A 23,417-nucleotide genomic window follows, 5' to 3' on the forward strand; every position below is an offset into this window, starting at 1 on the left:
AATCTGCTATGCACCCCCCGCGGCCGACGAGCCCCGGCTGCTGACAGGATGGACACATGCGCATCACCGCCCTGGCCGGTGGCGTCGGCGGCGCTCGATTCCTGCGCGGCCTGCTCCACCACCTGGAGTCCGTTTCCGGACCCGACGCCGCCCCCCACGACCTCACCATCGTCGCCAACACCGGCGATGACATCACCCTCTTCGGGCTGCGCGTGAGCCCGGACATCGACACCCTTCTCTACACGCTCGGCGGCGGCATCAGCGAGGCCCAGGGGTGGGGCCGAGCCGAGGAGTCGCATCGTGTCCAGTCCGAGTTGGCGGCCTACGGTGCCCAACCGCAATGGTTCGGACTGGGCGACCTCGACTTCGCGACGCACATCGTGCGCTCCCAGTGGCTGGGACAGGGCGCGACCCTCTCCGAGGTGACATCGCGGTTGGCCTCCCGATGGGGATTGCCGGACCGCGGGGTGCGCGTGATGCCCATGACCGACGCACCGGTGGAGACCCACGTCGTCGTCGAGGACGAGCAGGGGCAGCGAGCCATCCACTTCCAGGAGTGGTGGGTGCGCCACGGGGCGACCCTGCCCGCTCAGCGCTTCGTCGTCGCCGGTCTGGATCGCGCGGCGCCCGCCCCCGGGGTGCTCGAAGCCATCCGTGACGCCGACGTCATCCTTCTGCCGCCCAGCAATCCGGTGGTCTCCATCGGCATCATCCTGGGCATCCCCGGCGTCCGGGATGCACTGCGCGGGTCCCGCGCCCCGGTCGTCGGCGTCTCGCCGCTCATCGACGGCCAACCCGTCCGCGGCCACGCCGATGCCTGTCTGGCCGCGATCGGTGTGCCGTCGACGTCCGTGGCGGTGGCCGGCCTCTACGAGGACTTCCTCGATGCCTGGCTCATTGATCCGGCCGATGCAGGCATTCGCTTGCCCCGCGCGCGCGTCGCGATTCACCAGGGCCCCCTGCTCATGCGCGACGTGGAGTCCGCCGCGGACATCGCCGGCGCAGCGCTCGCGCTCGCCACAGGCCTCCGGCCATGAGAGGTATGCCGCGGGGCCGGGCTCTGCGGGGCCGGGACCGGCGATGACGGCACCACTGGTGGTCACGCCCCTGCTCGGCTGGCCGGAGGTGACCGAGGGCGCCGATCTCGCTGCCCTGCTGGCGCCGACTCTGGCCGGGATGCCCACACCGATCGCGATCGTGCTGTCGAGCAAGGTCCTCTCGAAGTCCTTGGGGTTGCGCGCCCCAGCGGCCGACAAGGACGCCGTGATCGCGGCCGAGACCACTCGGGTCGTGGCGGAGCGGGCAACCGGTGGCCGCGTGACCCGCATCGTCGCGGCGGCCGCCGCCGGTCCGGTGATGGCGGCAGCCGGGGTCGATGCCTCCAACGTGGGGGGTGAGGACGTCGTGCTGGTGCTTCCCCGCGATGCCGACGCGCTCGCCGCGCAGATTCGTCAGGATGTGCTCGGTCTGCTGGCCCGCCCCGTCACCGACGCCCTGGCCGTCGTCGTCTCCGACACCGCCGGCCGGCCCTGGCGCGGGGGTGTCACGGACTTCGCACTCGGCTCCGCCGGCATCCGCCCACTGATCGACCACCGCGGAGAGCTCGACGCCGACGGCCGTCAACTCTCGGTGACCGTCCGCTGCCCGGTCGATGAACTGGCAGCGGCCGCCGATCTGGTCAAGGGCAAGGCCAGCGGCATACCGGCTGCCCTGGTGACTGGCCTGCCCGCGTCATGGTTCGACGCCGACGCCGCAGGTGCGGGCACGGTCGTCCGGACAGGCCCCGGTGACTGGTTCGCGCTCGGCCATGTGGAGGCGGTGCGCGCCGCTCTCGGGGTCCCCCCGGGCACGGAGCGCTCCTCCACCATCGGGATCCCTTCGGTCGGCGCCCTCGACCACTGGTCTGCTCGCGCGCACCGGGTGCTCGGGCTGGCGCTCGATGACCCCGAGGTCGCCATCGACGTCGAGCACCGCGACGCCTGCGTCGACCTGGCCCTCAGTGGCCCGGACCGTGCCGTGGGGCGCATCCTCGGACGCCTGGAGGTCGCTGCGTGGGCCGAGTCGCTCGCCATCTCGCTCGCTCCGGCCACGGTGCGTCTCAGCGACGCTGGTGCAGCCGACTCGGCACGTGGGTCGGCAGCGTCATCCGCGGACCCCGTCGCGGACGCATCCCTGCCGCGGCCGTGATGAAGACCTGCGCCCGATACCGCTGGCCGGTGTAGGGAGCGAGCAGGGCGCGGGCCTCGTCGTCACCTGCAGGAGTGCCCGTCAGTGCCCAGGTGAGGTTCTTGGCCATGTGATAGTCGCCGAAACTCGGGGAGTCGGGGTCCCCGAGCGCCCGCTGGGCCACCTCAGCAGCCGTCCACTCCCCCACCCCGGGCAGCACCCGCAGGCGCCGATGCGCCTCGACGAGGGGGAGGTCAGCCACCGCCTCCAGCCGACCGGCATACGTCGAGGCGCGGACGGCCGTCTCGGCCCGGGACTTGTCGATGCCCGACGTGATCCATTCCCAACTGGGGATGTGTGCCCAATCACGCGGGGCGGGCGGCACCATGAGGCCCAGATCGGCGCCCGGACCGGGTGCGGGAGAACCGAATCGGCGCACCAGCCGGGTGTGCCCGGCGAAGGCCTCCTTGCCCGTCACCCGTTGCTCGATGATGGCCGGGACGAGCGATTGCACCACGAGCCGGCTGCGGGCCACTCGCCAACCCGCCATGACGCGCGCACCCTCGGCCGCCAGGGCGTCGTGGGCGACGAAGCCGGCCGGGTCGTCGTCGCAGCCGAGCAGGTGGGGCGCATTGTCGACAGCCCACGCCGCGCCGTCGCCCCAGCCCTGGGCCTCCACACCGTCGTCCGTTCGGCGCAGGGAGAGCGTGGCCGGACCGTCCGGAGTCGCCTGGCCGAACCACCAGCCACTGGCATCGGTTCGACAGGTGGGGTCCGAGGCGCCGTGACGGAGCACGCCGACCGTGCGCGAGAGCGAGTAGCCCTCGGGCACGGGGACGAGACGGCGAGCGCTGGACACGGGGCCATTGAACACCGCGGGTTACCGTGGACGCCTGGCCGACGAAAGGAACGACGTCGATGCGAACTCCCGTCCTCGGCTGCCTCGTCGTGGCTGCGCTGCTGGCGGCCTGCACCGGCGAGTCCCGGCCGAGCACGCCGGGCCCATCCGGCGCACCGACCGGCGCGGGCACACCTTCGGCCGGTCAGCCCTTCGTCGTCACCCCCGTGGCGACCCTCGACCAGCCGTGGTCGATGACGTTCCTGCCCGACGGCCGGGCGCTGGTCGCCGAGCGCCCGGGTCGACTGCTCCTCGTCGACGTCGTCCAGGGCAGCACGACCGCGGTCGAGGGCGTCCCCGAGGTCGTCGACGCCGGTCAGGGCGGCCTCCACGACGTGATCCTGGCGCCCGACACCGGCGGTGAGCCCACGGCATACCTCTCCTGGGTGGAGGCCGGCGAGGGTGTGACCGGCGGCGTCGTCGGTCGGGCCCGGCTCGACGTCACCGGCACCCCCACGCTGCGCGGACTCGAAGTCATCTGGCGGCAGACCCCGAAGACGTCCGGCGACGGGCACTTCTCACTGCGCCTGGCCGTCGACCCCACCGGCGAGCACCTCTTCGTCACCTCCGGCGAACGCCAGAAGATGCAGCCTGCCCAGGACCTCACCAACACGCTCGGGACAATCGTCCGGCTCACCCCCGACGGCGGGGCCGCGCCAGACAATCCGTATGCCGCGCGGGGTGGGGTGAGCGCGCAGATCTGGTCCCACGGACATCGCAACCCACTGGGGATCGCCTTCGACGCCCAGGGGCGGCTGTGGGCCGACGAGATGGGCCCCCGTGGAGGCGATGAGGTCAATCTCATCGAGCGCGGAGCGAACTACGGCTGGCCGCTGGCGTCCAATGGGTCGCACTACAGCGGTCAGGACATCCCCGACCATGTGGCCGGCGATGGGTTCGCGGCCCCCGCCGTCTGGTGGAATCCCTCCATCTCACCTGCCGGGCTGATGATCTATGACGGAACCGCCTTTCCGCAGTGGCGCGGCGACGCCTTCCTCGGCGCCCTGTCCGGCCAGGCCCTCATCCGAGTGGATCTCGACGGCACGAGCGCGGCCAAGGGTGACCAGTGGTCGATGGGGGCACGGATCCGCGAGGTCGAGCAGGGTCCTGATGGCGCGATCTGGGTCCTCGAGGACGGCGAGGGCGGGCGGCTTCTGCGACTCGACCCCGCGGCCTGAGGGCGTCCGGTCCGAGGGTTCGGTGGTCAGCGAACGCGGCGCGGAGCCACGGCCAGGTCCGGGCCTTCGGGTGCGCCCGTGCCCTTGAAGGCCAACCAGACATAGGTCGGCACGGCGGGGAGGAGCGCAGCGAGAGCCCGCTCCGGCAGTCGGCTCACCCAGGCGGGCACGATGTCGTCGCCGGCGAATGCCACGGGGTCGGCGAGCACGGGCAACGTGTAGTCCCAGACGTCGTAGGCAGCGAAGAGCCGCCGCAGTCCCGCCGGCGTGTAGTAGTGCTCGTAGTAGTGATCACCCTTGCCCGCCAGCCGGAGGTAGCGATCCGCGAGCCGTTGCGGGAGCCACGACAGCAAGGGCAATCGGTGATGCGGCTCGAGGACCTGCCACTTGTGCCCGACGCCCAGGTAGAGGACCCCACCGGGTCGCAGCACGCGATGGATGGCGGCGACGACGGCCTCGGGGTTCACGACGTGTTCGTAGATGTGGTTGAGGACGACGACGTCCATCGAATCGTCCGCGAAGGGCAAGTCCTCCCCGCGCGCCACCTGGAAGTCGACCCGGTCTCCGAAGCGCTGGCGCGCCTTGGCCAGGCCGGGTTCGTCGATGTCGACGCCGTGCGTGGCCGCACCGGCCAGGGCCAGCTCGTCGGCAATGAAGCCGGCCGAGCACCCGACATCGAGGGCTCGCAGGCCCGACAGGTCCTCGACGCCGAGGCCGTGACGAATGACCGCGATCAGCTTGCGCGCCTTCTGCCGACGTTTGCCCTCGTCGAGCATCGTGGCCATCTGCTCGGAGTAGGCAAGTTGCTCTTCGCGCTCACTCATGATCACTCATGATCACTGCTCACCGCTCCCGATGAGGTGGTGCCGTCGGGCCCAGAGGTAGGCGCCACCGGCCACGAGCAGGTCAATGACCACCGACAGGAAGCGGTGCACGACGACGACGGCGGTGGCCGCCGCGGTCGACGTGAAGGGAGCCAGCATGAGGACGAGCAACCCGTCGCGGACACCGAATCCGGCGGGAACGAGCACCGAGAACATGCCGATCGCGGCCGCGAGGCAGAACCCGCAGACGGCCGCGAGGAAGAGCGTGCGTCCCTCGACGTCGGGAGCCAGTCCGGCGGCCAGCACCCAGGCCGCGGCACCCATCGCGACCCAGGCGCCGACGAAGAACACGACGGTGGTGGCCAGCGCACGCGCACTGAGCGGCTGCGGCAACGGCTGGCGACCGAGCAGGCGCAGCCCTCGGTCGAGCAGTGCATTGAGCAGCCGCGGCCAGAGCACGACGACGGCGAGCAGGATGGCCAGGACGACCCACCAGGGCGAGACGGCGTCCTCCGGGGCGCGCCGCAGCAGCAGCGGCACCGCAGGAAGGCCGACGAGGGTGCCGGTGAGGGCAGCGAGCGCGATGTTGAGGAGCCCGGCCACGCCCAGCGTGCGGCGAGGGACACCCAGGCGCCCGCCCATGTCCGCCTGCACGGCGATGCTCCAGAGCGAGCCGGGGAGATACTTGCCCAGTTGTCCGACGAAGAAGACACTCGCGCTGGACGGCAACGGCAAGGGCGTGCCGAGGTCGGCGAGCAGAACCCGCCAGCCCACGAGCGTCAGCCAGGGCGCGACGAGGGCGAGCAGGAAGGCACCACCCAGGGATATCCAGGAGAGCCGGGCCAACTCTGGCGCCACCTTGTCCCAATTGCCCTGCAGCGCAACGAAGATCGCGACGAGCACGAGGAGGCCGACGACGATCCGCGCGCCGTCGAGCAGTCGCTGCCTGGTCACCGGTCTCGCCTATCGCCGACGGAAGGTCAGCCGCAGGATCCCGTATGCCGCGGGGTCGCCTCCCGCGACCGCGCCCCCGTCGCGACGCATGCGGCGCATGAGGTCACCGTCCAGGTCGCCGACGAGCACCAGGCCGAGGTCGCCGGCGCGTGCCAGGACACCCCGGATGTCGGCCGGGGTGAGCGCCCACTCGGGGTCGCCCTCTCCGAGCGGCAGGGTGATGACGAGCAGGCCGCCGGAACGCAGTGCCCACGAGGCCTGACCGAGGGCATGGTCGATGTCGTCGGCCGCGCACCCACCGGGATGGAGGCGGGTGATGACGTCCAGGCTCGCGGTGTCGACGTCGAGGACCTCGACCGAGGTCCGCCGACCGGTCAACTCCAGCTCGACCGGGGCGAAGCCCAGCGCCCGCACCCAACGCGACAGCGGGCTCTTGGTGCCGGACTCGTCGACGATGACGGCGTCGCGGCGCCCATCGCCGTCGGTGATCCGCACGATGGCGGCCAGGGCACCGAGCGCCGCCCAGGCAGCCACCGCGTCGGCGCACTTGGGGAGCCCGAGGTCGGCAGCGGACTGCCGTGCGTCGACGGCGTCGCTGTCCAGGGTGAGGACGTCGGACGGTCGGATCCAGTCGGGGAAGTCGGTGGGACGCAGCGCCAGGACCGGCGTCGACCGCAGCCGAGCGCGCAGTCCGGCGACCTGGTTGCGCACCCGCCCGCCGATGCTGTTGGCCGGTGGTGGGACCGGCCGGTCACCGATCGCGTCCGATTCGGCACTGGCCAAGGCCTCGAGCGCGCCGACATAGTGCGCCCAGGGCCCCGACTCGTCGAGGGGACGCACGCTGGAACGCAACTGCGCGGCATACGAAGGGTCGGCGAGGCGGGTCAGGGCGGCGGTGAGGGCCGGCACGTCGCCGGGTGGCACGAGCAGGCCGTCGACCTCGTCGCGGACCTGCTCGGCGAAGGTGCCGACCGACGACGCGATGACGGGCAGGCCGTGGCGGCGGGCGAGCAGGACGTTCTGGGACGCCGTGGCATCGCGGTAGGTGAGGGCCAGGACGTCGTGCCGGGCGAGCAACTCGGGGATCCGGTCGGCGGGGACATATCCCCCGTGGACCTCGACCCGGTCCTTGAGCCGTGGGTCGCGCGCCAACTCCTTGACGGTGCGGCCGGCGTCTCCCCACATCTCACCGGCGACCGTGACGGTGACGTCCGGAACCTCCTTGGCGGCCTCGAGCAGCAGGTCGACGCCCTTGTAGTCACGCACGATGCCCAGGGCAAGGATGCGAGTGCGCCCGTCCCCGGGCACGGCGGTGATCGCCGGGCCACCGGGCAGATGGGGTGGCAGGTCGAGTTCGCGGACGTGCCGTGCCCCCAGCTCGGTGGCCAGTCGGGCCTGCGCGTCGCTGTGGACGACGACCGAGTCGACCCGCGAGAAGAAGGCGGTGAGCAGTTGGCGGTCGCCGGGGCGGGCCTCGTGCGGCAGGACGTTGTGCGCGATGACGATCGTGCGCGGGCCGATGCCGGTCGCATTCGTGCGGGCGGCGCCTGCGGCCCGCAGCAGTGCCAGGTGGGCCGGGATGACCGGTGGGATGACGTGCACGACGATGATCGCGTCCATGTCGGCCAGCCGGCGACCGGTGCGGATCCAGGTGTCCGGACGCGCCCAGGACAGCGCGCGAATGGTGCGCGGGAAGGGCTCGACATCGGGAGCGCCCCCGGGCACGGCCTGCTCTCCCGGGTAGATCAGGCTCGGGTAGAGATGGCTCCACGACACCAGGGTGACGTCGTGCCCGGCGTCGGCGAGTTCGTGCGCCAAGGTGGTCGTGTGGGACGCCACGCCACCCTTGTAGGGATGGCTGGGTCCGACCACCGCGATCTTGAGCGCAGCGGGCGATGTGAGATCCCGCCCGCCGATGACGTTGTCAGACACCATCTCTCGATCTCACGACGAGGTCGGACAGCAGGGCGAGGGAGCCGATCATCACGCCACTGACGACGAGGAGCACCGTGTTGGCGGGGAAGTAGAAGGGGTGACGCACCATGTCGACCACGCCCTTGACGACGCCGAGGAGGATCAGCCAGATGGCCGGCGGCATGAGGACCTTGAGGGGGTCGAAGTACATGACCATCCGCAGCACCTGGAGGATGTAGCGGTAGGCATCGGAGACGAAGTGGAACTTGCTCGTCCCGGCTCGCTTGGCATAGGTGGTCTCGACGTACTTGATGTCGTGCTGGTTGGACAGGAAGGCGATCGTGATCGTCGTGACGCACGAGAAGCCGGCCGGGAGCAACCGCAGGTAGGGCAGCGCCACCTCGCGGCGGAAGGCCCGCAGCCCACTGTTGAGGTCGGGGATCTTGGTCTTGGTCAGCCATTCGGCGACCTTGCGGATGAACCACTTGGCGGGGACCCGGGCCCACTTGTGGGTACCCTCCTCGGTGGTCCGCGCCCCCACGACCTGGTCATAGGTCGCGTCGTCGCGCAGGATGCGGACCAGGTCCGGGATCTTCTCGTTCTCGTAGGTCATGTCCGCATCGGTCCACACGACGACCTCGCCGCGGGCCTGCTGGGTGCCGATCCGGCGGGCCGTGCCGGAGCCACCGTTGCGCCGGAAGGGCAGGATGCGCAGGTGGGCGTAACGCTGGGCCGCATCGCGCAGCACCGCGAGCGTGTCGTCGGTGCTCGCGTCGTCGATGCAGAGCACCTCATAACTGAACTCGCTGGCGTTCATCGTCGCCGTGATGCGCTCGATCTCCTTGAGCACGTGGGCGCCCTCGTTGTAGCAGGGCAGCACGATTGTCACGTAGGGCGCCGGTCCCGCGCCGGCGGGCCCGTCCTCGATGGGGTATGCCGCGTGCCCGGCGTGGCGGGAGATCGCACCGTAGTGGGGGCTGGTGCTGGGCGGGGTGACCGGAATCAACTCGGTCTCGGCGTGCTCGTTCATCGCCGTCGAGCCTACCCGCGCGATGTGAGAGCGTAGGTCCCATGGCCGGCCTGTCGACCGACGCGATCCTCACCCTGCTCCAGGAGGTGGCCGCCGACCTCATCACTTCGCGCTTCCGGTCCCTGACCGAGCACCAGGTCATGGAGAAGAACCCCGGGGACCTGGTCACCGTGGCCGACCGGGAGGCGGAGGTGGCGATCACGGCGGCGTTGACCGCGGCATACCCCGACGTCGTCGTGCTCGGTGAGGAGGCGCACAGCGCCGACCCGAGCCTGCTCGAGCGCTACCTCGCCGCCGACCACACCTTCACCGTGGACCCCGTGGATGGGACCAAGAACTTCGTCGAGGGCTCGCCCGACCATGCCGTCATGGTCGCCGAGTCGCGCGCAGACGAGACGGTGCGCGCGTGGATCTGGCAGCCGGAGCACGAGGTGGCGTGGGTGGCCGAGCGCGGTGCAGGGGTGTGGCGCAACGGCACCCGCGTGGTGCGGACCCCGCTCCGGGACGTGTCAGCAGCTCTGGGCGCGACGTCGACCTGGGCGCTGCGCGGCAAGCAACTGGGCCACCTGCCGACCATGCGCCTGTCCTGGGTCTGCTGCGGCGTGGACTACCCGCACCTGCTCGACGGCGACTGCGACTACATCATCTACACCCGGAGCAACGCCTGGGATCACCTCCCCGGCACCCTCATGGTCGCCGAGGCCGGTGGGGCCTTCGGGCAGGCCGACGGCTCGCCCTACACCCGCCGCTCGGACGTGCGCGGCCTGGTCGTGGCCGCCGACCCGCAGACATATGCCATGGTGCAGCCGCTCGCGCAGGAGGCACTCACGCGGTCTCGCTGACGTGGCCGCGTGGGATCAGGGCCTGGCGAGGCGGACCACGAGGGCCAGCGGATCGAGGTGGCTGGGTCGGCGCTCGAGAGCATGTTCGCTCTCCTGGACCGTCTGGTCGACGATCGTCATCCACTCCCCCAGTCCCGAGACAGCGCTGCTCTGGTCATCGTCCGCCGACAGGTAGACGAGCCTTCCGCCCGCTGCCGCAACGCTTCCCCGCACCTGCTGGGCGGCCGCCACCAGTGCCGCCTGGTCTCGGCGCAGAGCAGGACTGGTCGCCAGGGACGCATTCCCACACTGGCCCCTCACGACCTGCACCCACTCGTTCGCCGCCCGCGCGTCGACCATGAGCACGACATCGCGGGGCTGAAGTGCCGCGCACACCTGCTCCACGGCCGTCAATGAACCCGCCTCGACTCGCGCACTTGCGAGCGGCCACGTCGCGAGGGTGGTCGGCACGACCATTCCGACCGCCGCAAGGGCAGCGACCGCCCGCCCGACCCCCCGACCCCCCAGTCGAGTGAGGAGAACATGCGGTATGCCGTGGGGCTGAGACGGCGTGTTCTCCTCACTCGACGTGGGGGCTGGGGGCGTTGGCGACAGTATGGGCACGGATCCAGCGGCGAGGTGGCGGATCGACGCGAGGGCGAGGAGCAGGACCAGCGGGATGGCGATGACGAGGCGACGCTCGGCCCACGGATGGTCCGGTGTGATCCCCGGCCGCCAGAGCGTCATCAGGGTCGATCCGAGGGCCACCAGCAGGGGCCACGACCAGGGCGGCAGGTCCTGCGCGGCAACCCATCGCGTGGTCGCATGATGCACGAGCCAGACCAGGGCCAGGGCGGCGAGCACCAAGGAGATCGGACCGAGCCACCAGTTCAGCCAATCGACACTCTGCTCGGCATAGGTGCGGGCCCCGTCGACCGGCAGTCCCTGCCGGGTCTGCATGCCGGCGACATAGCGCGCCCCCGGGTCGTTCGGGTCCTGACGGGCCGTCATCCAGAGCGGTCTGGAGGCCAGCCCGATGAGGACCAGGGCGGTCAGGCCGCCGACGGCGCGTGGGAGGCGCGCGGCATACCACGGGGGCAGGCGGGCGCCACGACGCTGCCACCACAACCCGCCGAGCATGACCAGTGCGACGGCGACTCCGATGGCGAGCAGCGGCAGCAGGCTCCCGGCAATGTCGCCGAGGTAGCGAGGCGACAGTCGTAGGCCGGCCAGCAGGCCGACCCCTGTCGACACACCGACGCCGACGAGCAGGGGTCGCGCCCACACCCGTCGCTGGGCCGCCGCCAGCCCCACGACGATCAGCAGGAGGATCGCCTCGCGCAGGCCGTCGATGCGCACCAAGGTGGTGCCGCCGACGAGCAGTCCGGCGAGGAGTGCGTGGCGACGCGCACGGGCGTCATCGGCGCTGGCGGCAAGGCTCAGGGCGAGGAAGCCGCCACCCAGGGTGAGCATCGACAGTGGCTCGGAATAGGTCGAACGCGAGAGGTGCAGGATCGGGAAGGCCACTGCGGTGACCCCCGCCGCCATGGCTCCCCACCAGGCACCGAGGAATCGGGCAGCCAGCAGGCCAATCGCCAACAGCCCGAATGCTCCCGCGATTCCCGGCAGCCAGAACGCTGTCCGCGGACCGCCGACCCAGATCCCCAGCCCATAGGTCGCGGCCGGACCGATGACGAACTGCGGCTGGATCGCCGGGTGGTCCACCCCACCGACCGCGTAGAAGGCCGGACTCGCCAGGGTGATTCCGGGCAACTCCAGGACTCGGGAGCCCCCGAGGATGTCGGCGTCGACCGGCACGACCCGCGAGCCGGTCGTGGCGAGCGAGATCGCCGCCTGGAGATTGCTCGCCGAGTCGCGCCGCGGGAGGACCTGCTCGGCGTGCGTGGTTCCTGCCCAGACGGCGAAGGCCACGCAGATCGCGACCAGCACCCCGGTGGCGGCGTTGTTCCGGATTGCCGCGGTTGGCCCCCGCCGGGAACAACCGCGGCAATCCGGAACAACGCCGACAAGGAGCCAGGAGCCGACCGCGAACAGCAGGGTGGCGGGGACGACGAGCCAGACCCTCCACCACCCGGCGGCTGCCAGGACGACGGACAGCGCACAGTGCGCGACCAGCCACAGGCCCGCGGTGACGACGAGGCGCTCCAGGCGCGCGGGCGCGCTCGCTGTCGTCTCCACCCGCCCAACGGTATGCCGCGTGCTCGCCTACGGTGGGCAGGTGCCCCTCCCAGCCGACGTCCTGCCCACGCTCCTGCGCCTCGATCCGGGCGCACCCCGGATCACCTGCTACGACGACACCGGCGGCCCGACCCACGGCGAGCGCATCGAACTGAGCGCCAAGGTCCTGGCGAACTGGGTCGCCAAGGCCGCCAACCTGCTCCAGGACGAGTTCGACGTGAGCGGCGGCACGAGCGTGCGGCTCGCGCTGCCGGCCCATTGGCGCACGGCCTACTGGGCCCTGGCGTGCTGGTCGGTGGGCGCGACCGTCCTGCTCGGCACTCCCGAGGAGACAGCCGATCCCGATGACCTCGCCCTGACCGTCACCGACGACCCCGTGCTGGCCGCCACCGCCGATCCCGCCGTCCTCGTCACCCTGGCCGGGCTGGCCCGCTCCGCCCCGACGCCACCACCGGTCGGGGTGCTCGACGAGGCCAGGGAACTGGCCACCTTCCCGGACGTCTTCACCGCCTGGGACGAACCCGATCCCGGCGGGGCCGCGCTCGTCACGGGACTCGGCACCGCGGCATACCGAGACCTGGTGGGCCCGGCGGGCGCCGACCGCACCCACCTGCTCGACCCCGACCCCGAGACCTTCCTGCGCACCGCTCTCGACACCTGGGCCGCCGGCGGCTCGGTCGTCCTGACCCGAGGTGTGCCCGACGACCACACCCTCACCCGGCGCATGGCGGCAGAGCACGTCACCGCCGCCTGGCCCACCCGATAGGGTCGCCTCATGGACAAGGTCGTCTCCTCGGCAGCCGATGCCGTGTCCGACATCCCCGACGGCGCCACCCTGGCCGTCGGCGGGTTCGGTCTCTGCGGCATCCCGTCGGTGCTCATCCAGGCCCTGCACGACAAGGGGGTGATCGACCTCGAGGTCGCCTCCAACAACTGCGGCGTCGACGACTGGGGGTTGGGAATCCTGTTGGCGGACAAAAGGATTCGTCGGATGATCTCGTCCTACGTCGGGGAGAACAAGGAGTTCGCCAGGCAGTACCTCTCGGGTGAGCTCGAGGTCGAGCTGACCCCCCAGGGCACCTTGGCCGAGCGACTGCGCGCCGGCGGCGCCGGCATTCCGGCCTTCTTCACGATCACCGGTTCGGGTACGCAGATCGCCGACGGCGGACTGCCGTGGCGGGCGGTATGCCGCGGACGGCTCGGTTGCCGTCGCCTCACCGAAGAAGCAGGTCCAGACCTTCGAGGTCGACGGGGTCGCGCGTGACTACGTGCTCGAGGAGGCGATCCGCGCCGACTTCGGCCTGGTGCGGGCGTGGAAGGGCGATCGTCACGGCAACCTGGTCTTCAACAAGTCCAGCCGCAACTTCAACCCGCTGTGCGCGATGTCGGGAAAGGTCACCATCGCCGAGGTCGAGGAACTCGTCGAGCCGGGCGAACTCGACCCGGACTCGATCCACCTGCCGGGCATCTATGTGCAGCGTGTGGTCCCCCTCACGCCCGAACAGGCCCGGGACAAGCGGATCGAGCGACGCACCGTCCGCGCGAGGGAAGGGGCCTGAGCCATGGCACTGTCACGTGAGGAGATGGCGGCCCGCGCCGCCAAGGAGTTGTCGGACGGGTCCTACGTCAACCTCGGGATCGGCCTGCCGACGCTGGTCCCCAACTATGTCCCCGACGACGTCGAGATCGTCCTGCAGTCCGAGAACGGCATCCTCGGCGTCGGCGCCTATCCCTTCGAGGAGGATGTCGACCCCGACCTGATCAACGCCGGCAAGGAGACGGTCACCCTGCGCAAGGGCGCTTCCTTCTTCGACTCCTCGACGAGCTTCGGGATGATCCGCGGCGGCAAGGTCGACGCCGCGATCCTGGGTGCCATGCAGGTCTCGGTCGTCGGCGACATCGCCAACTGGACGATCCCGGGCAAGATGATCAAGGGCATGGGCGGCGCGATGGACCTGGTGCACGGCGCCAAGAAGGTCATCGTCCTCATGGAGCACGTCGCCAAGGACGGCTCACACAAGATCGTGCAGGAGTGCACGCTGCCCCTGACCGGCCAGCGCGTCGTCGAGCGCATCATCACCGACCTGGCCGTCATGGACATCACCGACGACGGCCTGGTCCTGCGCGAACTCGCTCCCGGTGTCACCGAGGAGCAGGTCAAAGAGGCCACCGGGCCCGACTTCACCGTCGACCTGCAGCCGGCGCCCACCCACTGACAACTACCCTGAGCGGGTGAGCTCCACCCGCCCCGACCCGACCGTGACGCCGGACGTCACGGTCGTCGTCGTCACGTGGGAGCAACGCGAGCTCACCCTTGCCGCTCTTGATTCGCTTGCAGCACAGACGATCCCGCACCGCGTGCTGCTCGTCGACAATGCCTCGACCGATGGCACGGCCGAGGCGGTGGCGATCGGACACCCCGAGGTGGAGGTCCTGCGACTGCCGACCAACACCGGCTTCGCGGGCGGCATGGCGGCTGCGATCGATCGCGTCGACACCCGCTACACCGCGCTTCTCAACAATGACGCCCGCGCCGATCCCGACTGGCTCGCCGCGTCCGTCGCGGTCCTCGACGCCCAGCCGAACGTGGCGGCCGCGACGAGCAAACTCCTCCTCGACGACGGGTCACCCACCGCGCGCGTCAACAATGCCGGTGTCGTCCTCCTCGACTCCGGATATGGCGCCGACCGGGGCCTCGGTGAGGTCGACGACGATCGCTTTGCCGAGCCGGTCGAGGTCTTCGGCTTCTCCGGTGGCGCGGCCGTCCTGCGCACGCTCGCCGTCAAGGCCGTCGGCGGCTTCGACGCCTCGCTCTTCATGTACTACGAGGACACCGACCTCTCCTGGCGGCTGCGGCTGGCCGGCTGGCGGATCGTCTATGTCCCCACCGCCGTCGTCCACCACCGTCACGCCGCCAGCTCGGATCCCGCCTCCGTCATGTTCGCCCGCCACACCGAGCGCAACCGCCTCCTGCTCCTTGCTCGCCACGCTCCCCTCGCGTATGCCGCGAGCCGCACCGCCCGCTTCCTGCTCACGACCGCATCGCTCGCCGCGAAGAAGGCCACCGGCCAGGTGGTGCCGCCGGACCACGTCTTCGACCCCGCCCTGCGCCTGCGGGTGCTCGGCGAAGTGGCCCGCCTCCTCCCTGACACCCTGCGGCGGCGATCCCGCGCCGCCCACGGTGACCGACGCGCGCCGACGGTCCGGCACTGGAGCGGGCGAGATCACGATGCGGGCGAGGTGCGGTGAGCATGCGGATCGGTCTGGACTGCACTCCCCTGCTCGGCCGGCGCAGCGGCATCGGCACCTACACCCGCCACCTGCTCGAGGCCCTCGTGGACCGCTACCCGCACGACGAGTTCGCCGCGACCGCCTTCACGTGGAACGGGCGTCGCGAGTTGGCAGAGGCCGTGCCTCCCGGCGTGACCGTGGCCAGTCGCCCCGTGCCGGCCCGCCTCCTGCGCCAGGCCTGGCAACTCACCGAACGGCCGCGGATCGAGGACCTCGCCGGCCGCCTCGACGTCTTCCATGCGACCAACTTCCTCATGCCGCCCGTCGGCCGGGCGGCCGGGGTCGTCACCATCCATGACCTCGCCTACCTGCGCTTCCCGGAGACCGTGTCGGCCGCGACCTTGGCCTACCGCGAACTCGTCCCCAAGGGACTGGCGCGCGTCGGTGCCGTCGTCGTCCCCAGCCGGGCCGTCGCCGACCAGGTCCTCGACGCGTATGCCGTGGACCCGGCGTCCGTGGTCGTCACCCACGAGGGCGTGGACCCGGTGTGGGGGGCCACCGCCCCGAAGACGCCAGATGCCCTGCGGCAGTGGGGAATCGCCGAGGACTTCCTCGTCGTCGTGGGCACGCTCGAGCCCCGCAAGAACCTCCCCCGTCTCCTCGCTGCCTACGCCGCGGCCCTGCGCGACGACCCCGACCTGCCCCAACTCGTCATCGTCGGCGGCCAGGGCTGGGGCGATGCCCTCGACCTCACCGGCGTCCCGGACGGCCAGGTCGTCACCCCGGGCCATCTGCCCTGGGCGGACCTGCGCGGCGTCGTCGCCTCGGCCCGGGCGCTGCTCTTCCCCTCCCTGGACGAGGGCTTCGGTCTGCCACCTCTGGAGGCGCTGGCCTGCGGCACACCTGTGCTCGCTGCCGACATCCCGGTCCTCCGCGAGGTCCTCGGGGACCAGGCCCTCTTCGTCCCGCCGCTGGACGTCGAGGCCATCGCGGCAGGCATCGCCGATGTCACGGCTGCTCCGGTCGGCACGGCGACCACGCGCCGGGACTGGGCGGCCCGCTTCACCTGGCGGGCGTGCGCCGAGGCGACGCACACGGCATACGACCTGGCAGTGCGGCGGACCCGCTGATCAGGTGAGGTTCTCCGGGGCCGTCTCGCGGACGGCCTCCCCGTCATCGAGCCTGACCTCACCCGGGATGCACCGGACGCTGCCCCCGCTGATCCGAAGGCCATCGATGCGCGCGGCGGCCATGAGGGTGTCGTCGACGAAGATGCCCAGCCCCAACGAGAAGTCCCCGGGCATGTCCGGCCACTCCTCGATCTGCCACGAGAGTGCGTGCGTCCCGACCGGCAACTCCGCGGCCGGCACGGTGTGGAATCGGGGCGTCACATGGGCCACGGCATCGGGCTGGCCGGGCGCGTTGACGTGGAGCGAGAACTTGGCCTTGGCGGATGGCTGTCTCAACACCTCGACCTGGCACGAGACGGTGGCGCGGGCGCCGACGACGAACTCCTCCAGGGGCGCACCCGTGCTCGGATCGACGACGGCGAAGTCGATGATCCGGGCCAACTCGCCGTCGATGGTGGCGACTCCGTCGACCCCCAGGAGCTTGTTGAGCCGCTTGATCGTCTGACGCGGCGGCCCGTCGAAGAGGACCCGACCGTGATCGAGGAGAACGGCCCGGGTGCACAGCGACTCGATCTGACCGGCCGCATGGGAGACGAAGAGGATCGTCTTGCCCTGTCGCTGGAAGTCCTCGATCCGGGCCAGGCACTTGCGCTGGAAGGCGGCGTCACCGACGGCCAGCACCTCGTCGACGATGAGGATGTCCGGGTCGACGTGGACGGCGACCGCGAAGCCGAGCCGGACGTACATGCCCGACGAGTAGTGCTTCACCGGGTAGTCGATGAAGGGGCCGAGCTCGCTGAAGTCCACGATCGCCTCGAAGAGGCGGTCGGTCTCCTCCCGCGGGACACCGAGGAGAGCAGAGTTGAGATAGACGTTCTCGCGCCCCGTGAGTTCGCCGTCGAAGCCGGCGCCCAGTTCGAGCAGGGAGGCGACCCGGCCCCGCACCTCGACGGTGCCGTCGTTGGGTCGCAGGATCCCGGAGAGGACCTTGAGCAGGGTCGACTTGCCCGAACCGTTGGGGCCGGTCAGGCCGACGGTCTCGCCGCGGCGTACCTGCAGATCGACGTCACGAAGGGCCCAGAAGACATCGCCCTCGGACTGCTCTCGGCGAACCATCCGCTCCTTGAGGCTGGTCGCCCGCCGGTGGTAACTCGCGAACCTCTTGCTGACCCCGCGGGCATCGATGAGGATCTCGCCCTCCATGGGTGCCGTCGGGCTCACGGCACCCGACCCCTGCGTCGTCGTCACAGTTCCTCCGCGAAGTCCGCTGACCGGCGCCGGAAGAGCCAGATCCCGGCCGCCAGGAAGATCGCGGCCGTGATGGCGCTCATCCCGAGCGCCTGCACGTAGTAGAGGTTGTCCGCACTCGGCAACAGGAGCTGACCGACCTGCCCACTGTCGCGCGCGGCCTGGTTGTCCGGGTAGCGAACGACCCCGTAGAGCGCACGCTGCATGGCGATCACCGGGCCGGCCATCGGGTTCAGGTAGTAGAGCCATTCGATGACGTGGTTGTTCACCTGGGTGTGCACCAAGGTGGCCGGGTAGATGATCGGCGTCATCCACATCCACGCGAAGAGCGCCACCTCGACCAGATGCTGGGTGTCCCGCAGGCGAACGGTCGACGCGGCCGTGAACAGCCCGAGCCCGATCGTCGCGGCCAGGACGACGATGAGTGCCGGGATGATGAGGAGCAGCTCAGGGCGCAGCGGGGGCATCCCGACGACGAAGAGGGCGACCACCAGCACGATGTACTGCAGCGCCACCTGCACTCCGGCGAAGCCGATCGAGGCCAGCGGGAGGGACTCGTGGGCGAAGGGCACCTTCTTGACCAGACCCGCATTGGCCAGGATCGATGTCGTCGCCCCCGACACGCCCATCGTGAAGAAGTTCCAGATCAGCATCCCCGACATCAGGAAGAGGCCGAAGTAGGGGACGGCGGACTTGAACACCACGGCGAAGACGAAGGTGTAGACCACGAGGATCAACAACGGATTCGCGAGCGACCACAGGAAACCCAGCGTCGATCCCTGGTACTTGACCTTGAGATCCTTGCGGATGAGTTGACCGATGAGTTCGGTTCGCAGCCGGGATTGGGTGCCCGACGGGCGCGTGACCCCCATGCATGTCCTTCCGCAACCGCGCGTGCCTGTACTGTGCCCGACAGGATACAGGCGTGAGGAGCTGAGCCCGTGCGCGTTGACTTCCTGGCAGAGCAGGTGTGTTCGCGGGTTCCCGGCGGCACCGGCCGGTATGCCGCGCAGTTGCTCGCCCACCTGGCCACCAGCGCGTCCGGTGAGGATCTCCACCTGCGTGCGGTCGTCGGCCGGCCCTGTGCCCGGGTGACCGACGTCGTTCCCCGGGTGCGCACCATCGGAGTTGGTGGGCCGGTCCTGGCCCGGCTCTGGGAGCGCGGTCTGCCCCCGACCCTTGGCCCGGGAGCAGATGTGGTCCACGCCCCCACCCTGCTCGTGCCACCGGTCCGCAAAGCGGCGCTGGTGGTCACGGTGCACGACGCCGTGCCGTGGACGCACCCCGACACCCTGACCCCTCGGGGCGTGAGCTTCCATCGGCGGATGGCCGAGCGCGCCATGGCGCGGGCCGACCTGATCATCACGCCGACCCAGCGGGTCGCGCACCAACTGGCCGAACTGCTCGACCCCCCCTGCCAGGTGCAAGCCATCCCGCTGGGCGTGACCCCGATGCCGGTCCCTCCGGACGCACCGGCGCGACGCGTCGGACTCGGTATCGGCCGGGCTCCTTATGTCCTCTTCGTCGGCACCCGGGAGCCGCGCAAAGGTCTCGACGTGCTGGTGACGGCCATGGGCCACGCCGAGCTGAGCCACCTCGACCTGGTCGTCGTCGGGCCGATCGGCTGGGGCGACGTCGACGTCCTCACCGCCTCGAACCAGGCCGGTATCGGGTCCCGCGTCCACCTGCTCGGGGCGGTGTCCGACGAGGACCTCGCCGCTGTCTACGCGGGCGCAGCAGCCCTCGCGTTGCCCAGCCGCGCCGAAGGTTTCGGAATTCCCGTCATCGAAGCGATGGCCCATGGCGTTCCGGTCGTCATCAGCGACGATCCGTCCCTGCTCGAGACCGCTGGCGGGTGGGCCACCATCTCCGCCATCGGTGACCCGGATTCGCTGGCGCAGGCTCTGGTGAGCGCCACCTCGGGCTCGGCCGGGATGACGGCGATGGTCGCGGGTGCCCGGGAACATGCCGGCGAACTCACCTGGGAGCGGGCCGCGCAGCGGACCCTCGCGGCATACCGAACGGCGCTCGGTCGCGCCTGACCCGACCATCGCGGGGTGCCCGAGAGCGCCTGACGTGGCCGGTCGCGCGCGCCTGTCCACCTACACTGGGTCAGTGACCAGCCCGACCAGACGCCATGTCCTGATCGTCACCGGGGAACCCTTGGGCACCAAAATGGCTGGCCCTGCCATCCGCGCCCTGGAGATGGCCACCCTGCTCAAGCCCGACAATGACGTCATCCTCGCGACGATGGGGCGATGCGACCTCGTCATCGAGGGCATCACGACGGTCCATCTCAATCACCAGAACGCGCGCCAACTCGTCGAGGGATCCGACGTCATCATCTTCCAAGGCGTCTTCCTGTCGATCTACCACTGGGCAGCCAACAGCGACGCGGTGATCATCCCCGACATCTATGACCCCTTCCATCTGGAGACCCTCGAGCAGGAGAGCGACCGGCCGATGGCCGAGCGGTGGGAGGTCTCCCACATGACGGTCGAAGCCCTCAACCACCAGATCCGACGCGGCGACTACTTCGTCTGCGCCTCGGAGAAGCAGCGCGACTTCTGGCTCGGCCAACTCGCCGGTCAGGGTCGGATCAACCCCACGAGCTACGACGAGGACGCCTCTCTCCGCCGACTCATCGACGTGGCGCCCTTCGGGCTGCCGGAGGAGCCGCCCGTCCAGAAGCAGCACGGCCTGCGTGGAGTCATCGACGGCATAGGCCAGGACGACAAGGTGATCCTGTGGGGTGGCGGGGTCTACAACTGGTTCGACCCCTTGACCCTGATCCGCGCCATGGCGGTGGTCGCCGAGAAGGTGCCCGAGGCGCGGCTGGTCTTCATGGGCATGAAGCACCCCAATCCGGATGTCCCCGCCATGGCCATGGCCAACCACAGCCGGGAACTCGCCGAGCAACTCGGCCTCACCGGTCGGCATGTCTTCTTCAACGAGACCTGGGTGCCCTATCAGGACCGGGCCGATCTCCTGCTCGACGCCGACATCGGTGTCAGCTGCCACTTCGACCACATCGAGACGGAGTTCAGCTTCCGCACCAGGATCCTGGACTACCTCTGGGCGGGGCTGCCGATCGTGTGCACCCAAGGTGACGCCTTCGCCACGCTCGTGGAGACCGAGGGGCTGGGAGCCACGGCCGCACCGGAGGACGTCCTGGGCCTGGCCACCGCACTCATCGACCTGTTGACCGACGAGCCGGCCCGCGCTGCGGCGTCCGAGCGCGTCAAGGAGGTGGCCAAGCGCTTCACGTGGCGCCAGTCCCTAGCCCCGCTGATGGCGTTCATGGCCGATCCACGTCGGGCTCCGGACCTGCACCCGGACACACCCAGGCCGCACACACCCGCTGGGTTCGTGCACCGGCCCAAGTTCGGGCCGCGCGCCGACCTTGCCCTGTTCCGCACCTACCTCGACCAGGGTGGCCCGGGCGAGTTGGTGCGACGCATGACCGGGCGGGTGCGCCGCATCGCTCGCGAGACCGTGAGCGGCCGCTGACCGGCCCATGACTGGTTCCGCGACCACCCACGTCCTCCTCGACGCCACGGCGCTGCCCCCGGGCACGTCCCGCGGTGGGGTCTCGCGCTATGTCGATGAGCTCGTCGGGCACTGGCCCATCGAGCGTGTCGAGCTCACCGTCGTGGCCCAGCCCTACGACTCGGCCCGGTATGCCGCGCAGCTGGGTCCCGGGCGGGTCGTCACGGGGCCCGCAGCTCTGGGCCGACAGCCGGTGCGCCTGGCGTGGGAGCAGGTCGGGCTTCCTCGGCTCATCGCTCAACGTGACGTCGACGTCATGTTCAGCCCGCACTACACGATGCCGCTCGCCGGCCGACTCCTCCGTCGTGACGGTCGTCGGGTCGCGCAGGTCGTCACCCTGCACGACGCCACCTTCTTCAGTCACCCCCACCTGCACCACGGGGTGAAGGCGAAGTTCTTCCCGGCGTGGACCCGGGCCTCGGTGCGCCTGGCGGACGCCCTGATCGCACCGAGCCAGGCCACGGTCGACGAGGTGCGTCGGGTGACCGGGGCACCGGCGAACACGTTCTCGGTCATTCCGCACGGGGTCGATCTGGAGCGTTTCCACCCGCCGACGGGCGCGGAGATCGAGGCCGCGCGCGAGTGGGCCGGTCTGGCAGCCGGTGTCCCGTATGTCGCCTTCCTCGGCACCATCGAACCCCGCAAGAATGTCCCCGCGTTGATCCGAGCCTGGACCCAGGTGTGCCGCGAAGTCGCCGATCCACCGGCACTCGTCCTCGCCGGTGGTCGCGGATGGGACGACGAGGTCGATCCAGCCATTGCCGCGGTTCCGCAAAACCTGACCGTCCGCCGGCCCGGCTTCGTGCCCGAGCACCTCGCCGCCGGTCTCCTCGGCGGCGCCGAGGTCGTCGCCTACCCCTCCCTCGGTGAGGGCTTCGGATTGCCGGTGCTGGAGGGAATGGCCTGTGGCACACCGGTGCTCACCACGTCGCTGCTCTCGCTCCCTGAGGTGGGCGGCGACGCGGTCCGGTATGCCGCGTCGCCGACACCCGACGATCTTGCCGACGCGCTGCGCGACCTGTTGGGTGACCCGGCCGAACGATCTCGGCTCGCGGCGGCCGGCCTGGCTCGCGCCCAGGGGTTCTCGTGGCAGCACACGGTCGACGAGCACGTCTCGCTCATCGAAGGGTTGGCGAGCACCCAGGAGGCTATGCCATGACAGCGGACGTGCGGGTCGTCGTCGTGACCTACAACTCTGAGCGCTTCCTGGGGCCATTTCTCGACTCGATCGCCGAATCATCGCAGCGTGAGATCGCGGTCACGGTGTCCGACAACGGTTCTCGTGACGGCAGCCTCGCCATCGCCGAAGGACGGCCGGGCGTCACCGTCCTGCGCAATGGCGCCAATCTCGGCTACGGCTCTGCAGCGAACAGAGGGGCGGCCGGTGCGGCCGAGGAGTGGCTGGTCATCGCCAATCCCGACGTCCGCCTCACCCCGGACTGCCTCGACACCCTCCTGGAGGCGGCCGAACGATGGCCCACGGCGGGCGTCCTCGGACCGGGGATCCTCACACCCGAGGGTGAGCTCTACCCCTCGGCGCGCCTTCTGCCATCACTGCGCCGCGGAGTCGGCCACGCCACCTTGGGCTGGGTCTGGCCGAGCAATCCGTGGAGCACCGCCTATCGCAACGACCGAGGTGAGCCCCGCGAGGGTGTGGTCGGCTGGCTGTCCGGATCCTTCATGGTGGTCCACCGAGCGGCCTTCGAAGCCGTCGGGGGGTTCGACGAGGGTTTCTTCATGTACTTCGAGGATGTCGACCTGTGCGACCGCCTCGGCCGCCAGGGGTGGACCAGCGTCTACGTCCCGCAGGCCAAAGTGCTCCACGTCGGTGGCCATTCGACCACGAAGGACCCGGCGTCGGCCGACCTCATGGCACGCACCCACCACCGCAGTGCCTACCGCTATCTCTCCGGTCGGTATGCCGGGCCCGCGCGGGCTCCCCTGCGCTGGGCGATCGGGGCTGGGCTCACCGTTCGCTACGGCCTGTCGCGGGTGGTGGCGACCGTGGCTCACACCGCGGTGCCGACGCGGCGCATCCGGCCGACTCAAATCGATGGAGGGGCCTGACCATGGCCGACGACGGATCGCGCGCACGGCCCATACCCCAGGGTCGCCCGGGCACCTCCGGCTCCGGGGGTGCCGAGGACGACGACGTCTTCATCGTCGACACGCGTGGCCGCGGTCGCACGACGCCACCGCGCCCGGCCCGCCGTGAGGCGGAGCCGGCAGGACGGACCCCGGCCCCGCGGCATACCCCTGGGGAGCGGCGCCGACC

Annotated in this window: 20 protein-coding genes and 1 pseudogene; 13 read left to right on the forward strand and 8 right to left on the reverse strand. The window is 70.6% G+C overall.

What is annotated here, in order from left to right; translation table 11 throughout:
• Positions 1-56 precede the first annotated feature (56 nt).
• Both cofD and BN10_RS04580 read left to right on the forward strand, forming a co-directional pair.
• The gene (cofD, locus tag BN10_RS04575) at positions 57-1,037 is read left to right on the forward strand and encodes a 2-phospho-L-lactate transferase (RefSeq protein ID WP_010849998.1); all 981 of its coding nucleotides are present in this window, start codon (positions 57-59) and stop codon (positions 1,035-1,037) included.
• Between the two features lie 43 nt (positions 1,038-1,080).
• Complete coding sequence (locus tag BN10_RS04580; protein WP_010849999.1) at positions 1,081-2,187, forward strand: coenzyme F420-0:L-glutamate ligase; 1,107 nt, start codon at positions 1,081-1,083, stop codon at positions 2,185-2,187.
• Here BN10_RS04580 and BN10_RS04585 read toward each other — a convergent pair.
• Positions 2,099-3,025 carry a DNA-3-methyladenine glycosylase family protein gene (locus tag BN10_RS04585; RefSeq protein WP_156917136.1) on the reverse strand — a complete coding sequence of 309 codons (927 nt, stop codon included), beginning with the start codon at positions 3,023-3,025 and terminating at the stop codon, positions 2,099-2,101. The two genes, BN10_RS04580 and BN10_RS04585, sit on opposite strands and share 89 nt — an antisense overlap.
• Before the next feature lie 59 nt (positions 3,026-3,084).
• Between BN10_RS04585 and BN10_RS04590 the strand changes: the two genes are divergently transcribed.
• Complete coding sequence (locus tag BN10_RS04590) at positions 3,085-4,242, forward strand: PQQ-dependent sugar dehydrogenase (protein WP_010850001.1); 1,158 nt, start codon at positions 3,085-3,087, stop codon at positions 4,240-4,242.
• 26 nt (positions 4,243-4,268) lie between these two features.
• On the opposite strand, the gene BN10_RS04595 is transcribed toward BN10_RS04590, so the two are convergent.
• Genes BN10_RS04595 through BN10_RS04610 form a run of 4 tightly spaced genes read right to left on the reverse strand, consistent with a single transcriptional unit; the run spans position 4,269 to position 8,964 of the window.
• Positions 4,269-5,066, reverse strand: coding sequence for a class I SAM-dependent methyltransferase (locus BN10_RS04595; RefSeq protein WP_040750928.1), 798 nt, complete (start codon positions 5,064-5,066; stop codon positions 4,269-4,271).
• A gap of 12 nt (positions 5,067-5,078) precedes the next feature.
• Positions 5,079-6,020 (reverse strand): lysylphosphatidylglycerol synthase domain-containing protein, encoded by a 942-nt coding sequence (locus BN10_RS04600; RefSeq protein ID WP_010850003.1) that lies wholly within the window; start codon positions 6,018-6,020, stop codon positions 5,079-5,081.
• Positions 6,021-6,029: 9 nt separating this feature from the next.
• Entirely contained in the window at positions 6,030-7,955 is a 1,926-nt protein-coding gene (locus tag BN10_RS04605) for a glycosyltransferase family 4 protein (protein WP_010850004.1), read from the reverse strand.
• Positions 7,945-8,964: a glycosyltransferase family 2 protein gene (locus tag BN10_RS04610; protein ID WP_010850005.1), complete on the reverse strand. Its 1,020-nt coding sequence runs from the start codon at positions 8,962-8,964 to the stop codon at positions 7,945-7,947. The genes BN10_RS04605 and BN10_RS04610 overlap by 11 nt, the downstream gene beginning before the upstream one ends.
• 41 nt (positions 8,965-9,005) lie before the next feature.
• On the opposite strand from BN10_RS04610, the gene BN10_RS04615 reads away from it, so the two are divergent.
• Entirely contained in the window at positions 9,006-9,806 is an 801-nt protein-coding gene (locus tag BN10_RS04615; RefSeq protein ID WP_010850006.1) for an inositol monophosphatase family protein, read from the forward strand.
• 15 nt (positions 9,807-9,821) lie between these two features.
• On the opposite strand, the gene BN10_RS04620 is transcribed toward BN10_RS04615, so the two are convergent.
• Positions 9,822-11,984: a hypothetical protein gene (locus BN10_RS04620; protein WP_010850007.1), complete on the reverse strand. Its 2,163-nt coding sequence runs from the start codon at positions 11,982-11,984 to the stop codon at positions 9,822-9,824.
• A gap of 40 nt (positions 11,985-12,024) precedes the next feature.
• On the opposite strand from BN10_RS04620, the gene BN10_RS17705 reads away from it, so the two are divergent.
• From BN10_RS17705 to BN10_RS04645, 5 genes and pseudogenes are all read left to right on the forward strand, one after another.
• Positions 12,025-12,750, forward strand: coding sequence for a TIGR03089 family protein (locus BN10_RS17705; RefSeq protein ID WP_156917137.1), 726 nt, complete (start codon positions 12,025-12,027; stop codon positions 12,748-12,750).
• A 9-nt stretch (positions 12,751-12,759) separates the two neighbouring features.
• Positions 12,760-13,543, forward strand: a pseudogene (locus tag BN10_RS04630) (CoA transferase subunit A).
• 3 nt (positions 13,544-13,546) lie between these two features.
• Positions 13,547-14,200 (forward strand): CoA transferase subunit B, encoded by a 654-nt coding sequence (locus BN10_RS04635; RefSeq protein ID WP_010850009.1) that lies wholly within the window; start codon positions 13,547-13,549, stop codon positions 14,198-14,200.
• Positions 14,201-14,216: 16 nt separating this feature from the next.
• Positions 14,217-15,233, forward strand: a complete 1,017-nt coding sequence (locus tag BN10_RS04640) for a glycosyltransferase family 2 protein (protein WP_010850010.1) — start codon at positions 14,217-14,219, stop codon at positions 15,231-15,233.
• Positions 15,234-15,235: 2 nt separating this feature from the next.
• Positions 15,236-16,345 carry a glycosyltransferase family 4 protein gene (locus tag BN10_RS04645; protein ID WP_040750931.1) on the forward strand — a complete coding sequence of 370 codons (1,110 nt, stop codon included), beginning with the start codon at positions 15,236-15,238 and terminating at the stop codon, positions 16,343-16,345.
• Here BN10_RS04645 and BN10_RS04650 read toward each other — a convergent pair whose 3' ends face one another.
• Complete coding sequence (locus BN10_RS04650) at positions 16,346-17,593, reverse strand: ABC transporter ATP-binding protein (protein ID WP_010850012.1); 1,248 nt, start codon at positions 17,591-17,593, stop codon at positions 16,346-16,348.
• Positions 17,590-18,465 (reverse strand): ABC transporter permease, encoded by an 876-nt coding sequence (locus BN10_RS04655; protein WP_010850013.1) that lies wholly within the window; start codon positions 18,463-18,465, stop codon positions 17,590-17,592. The genes BN10_RS04650 and BN10_RS04655 overlap by 4 nt, the downstream gene beginning before the upstream one ends.
• A gap of 69 nt (positions 18,466-18,534) precedes the next feature.
• Between BN10_RS04655 and BN10_RS04660 the strand changes: the two genes are divergently transcribed.
• The 4 genes from BN10_RS04660 (at position 18,535) to BN10_RS04675 (ending at position 23,209) form a co-directional block, all read left to right on the forward strand.
• Positions 18,535-19,635 carry a glycosyltransferase family 4 protein gene (locus BN10_RS04660; protein ID WP_010850014.1) on the forward strand — a complete coding sequence of 367 codons (1,101 nt, stop codon included), beginning with the start codon at positions 18,535-18,537 and terminating at the stop codon, positions 19,633-19,635.
• 73 nt (positions 19,636-19,708) lie between these two features.
• A complete protein-coding gene (locus BN10_RS04665; RefSeq protein WP_040752537.1) occupies positions 19,709-21,103 on the forward strand; it encodes a glycosyltransferase family 4 protein in 1,395 nt (464 codons plus the stop codon).
• Positions 21,104-21,110: 7 nt separating this feature from the next.
• Positions 21,111-22,301: a glycosyltransferase family 4 protein gene (locus BN10_RS04670; protein ID WP_010850016.1), complete on the forward strand. Its 1,191-nt coding sequence runs from the start codon at positions 21,111-21,113 to the stop codon at positions 22,299-22,301.
• Complete coding sequence (locus tag BN10_RS04675) at positions 22,298-23,209, forward strand: glycosyltransferase family 2 protein (RefSeq protein WP_010850017.1); 912 nt, start codon at positions 22,298-22,300, stop codon at positions 23,207-23,209. The genes BN10_RS04670 and BN10_RS04675 overlap by 4 nt, the downstream gene beginning before the upstream one ends.
• The last annotated feature ends 208 nt before the right edge of the window (positions 23,210-23,417 follow it).

This window comes from Phycicoccus elongatus Lp2 (assembly GCF_000367525.1).
Lineage (GTDB): Bacteria > Actinomycetota > Actinomycetes > Actinomycetales > Dermatophilaceae > Phycicoccus_A > Phycicoccus_A elongatus.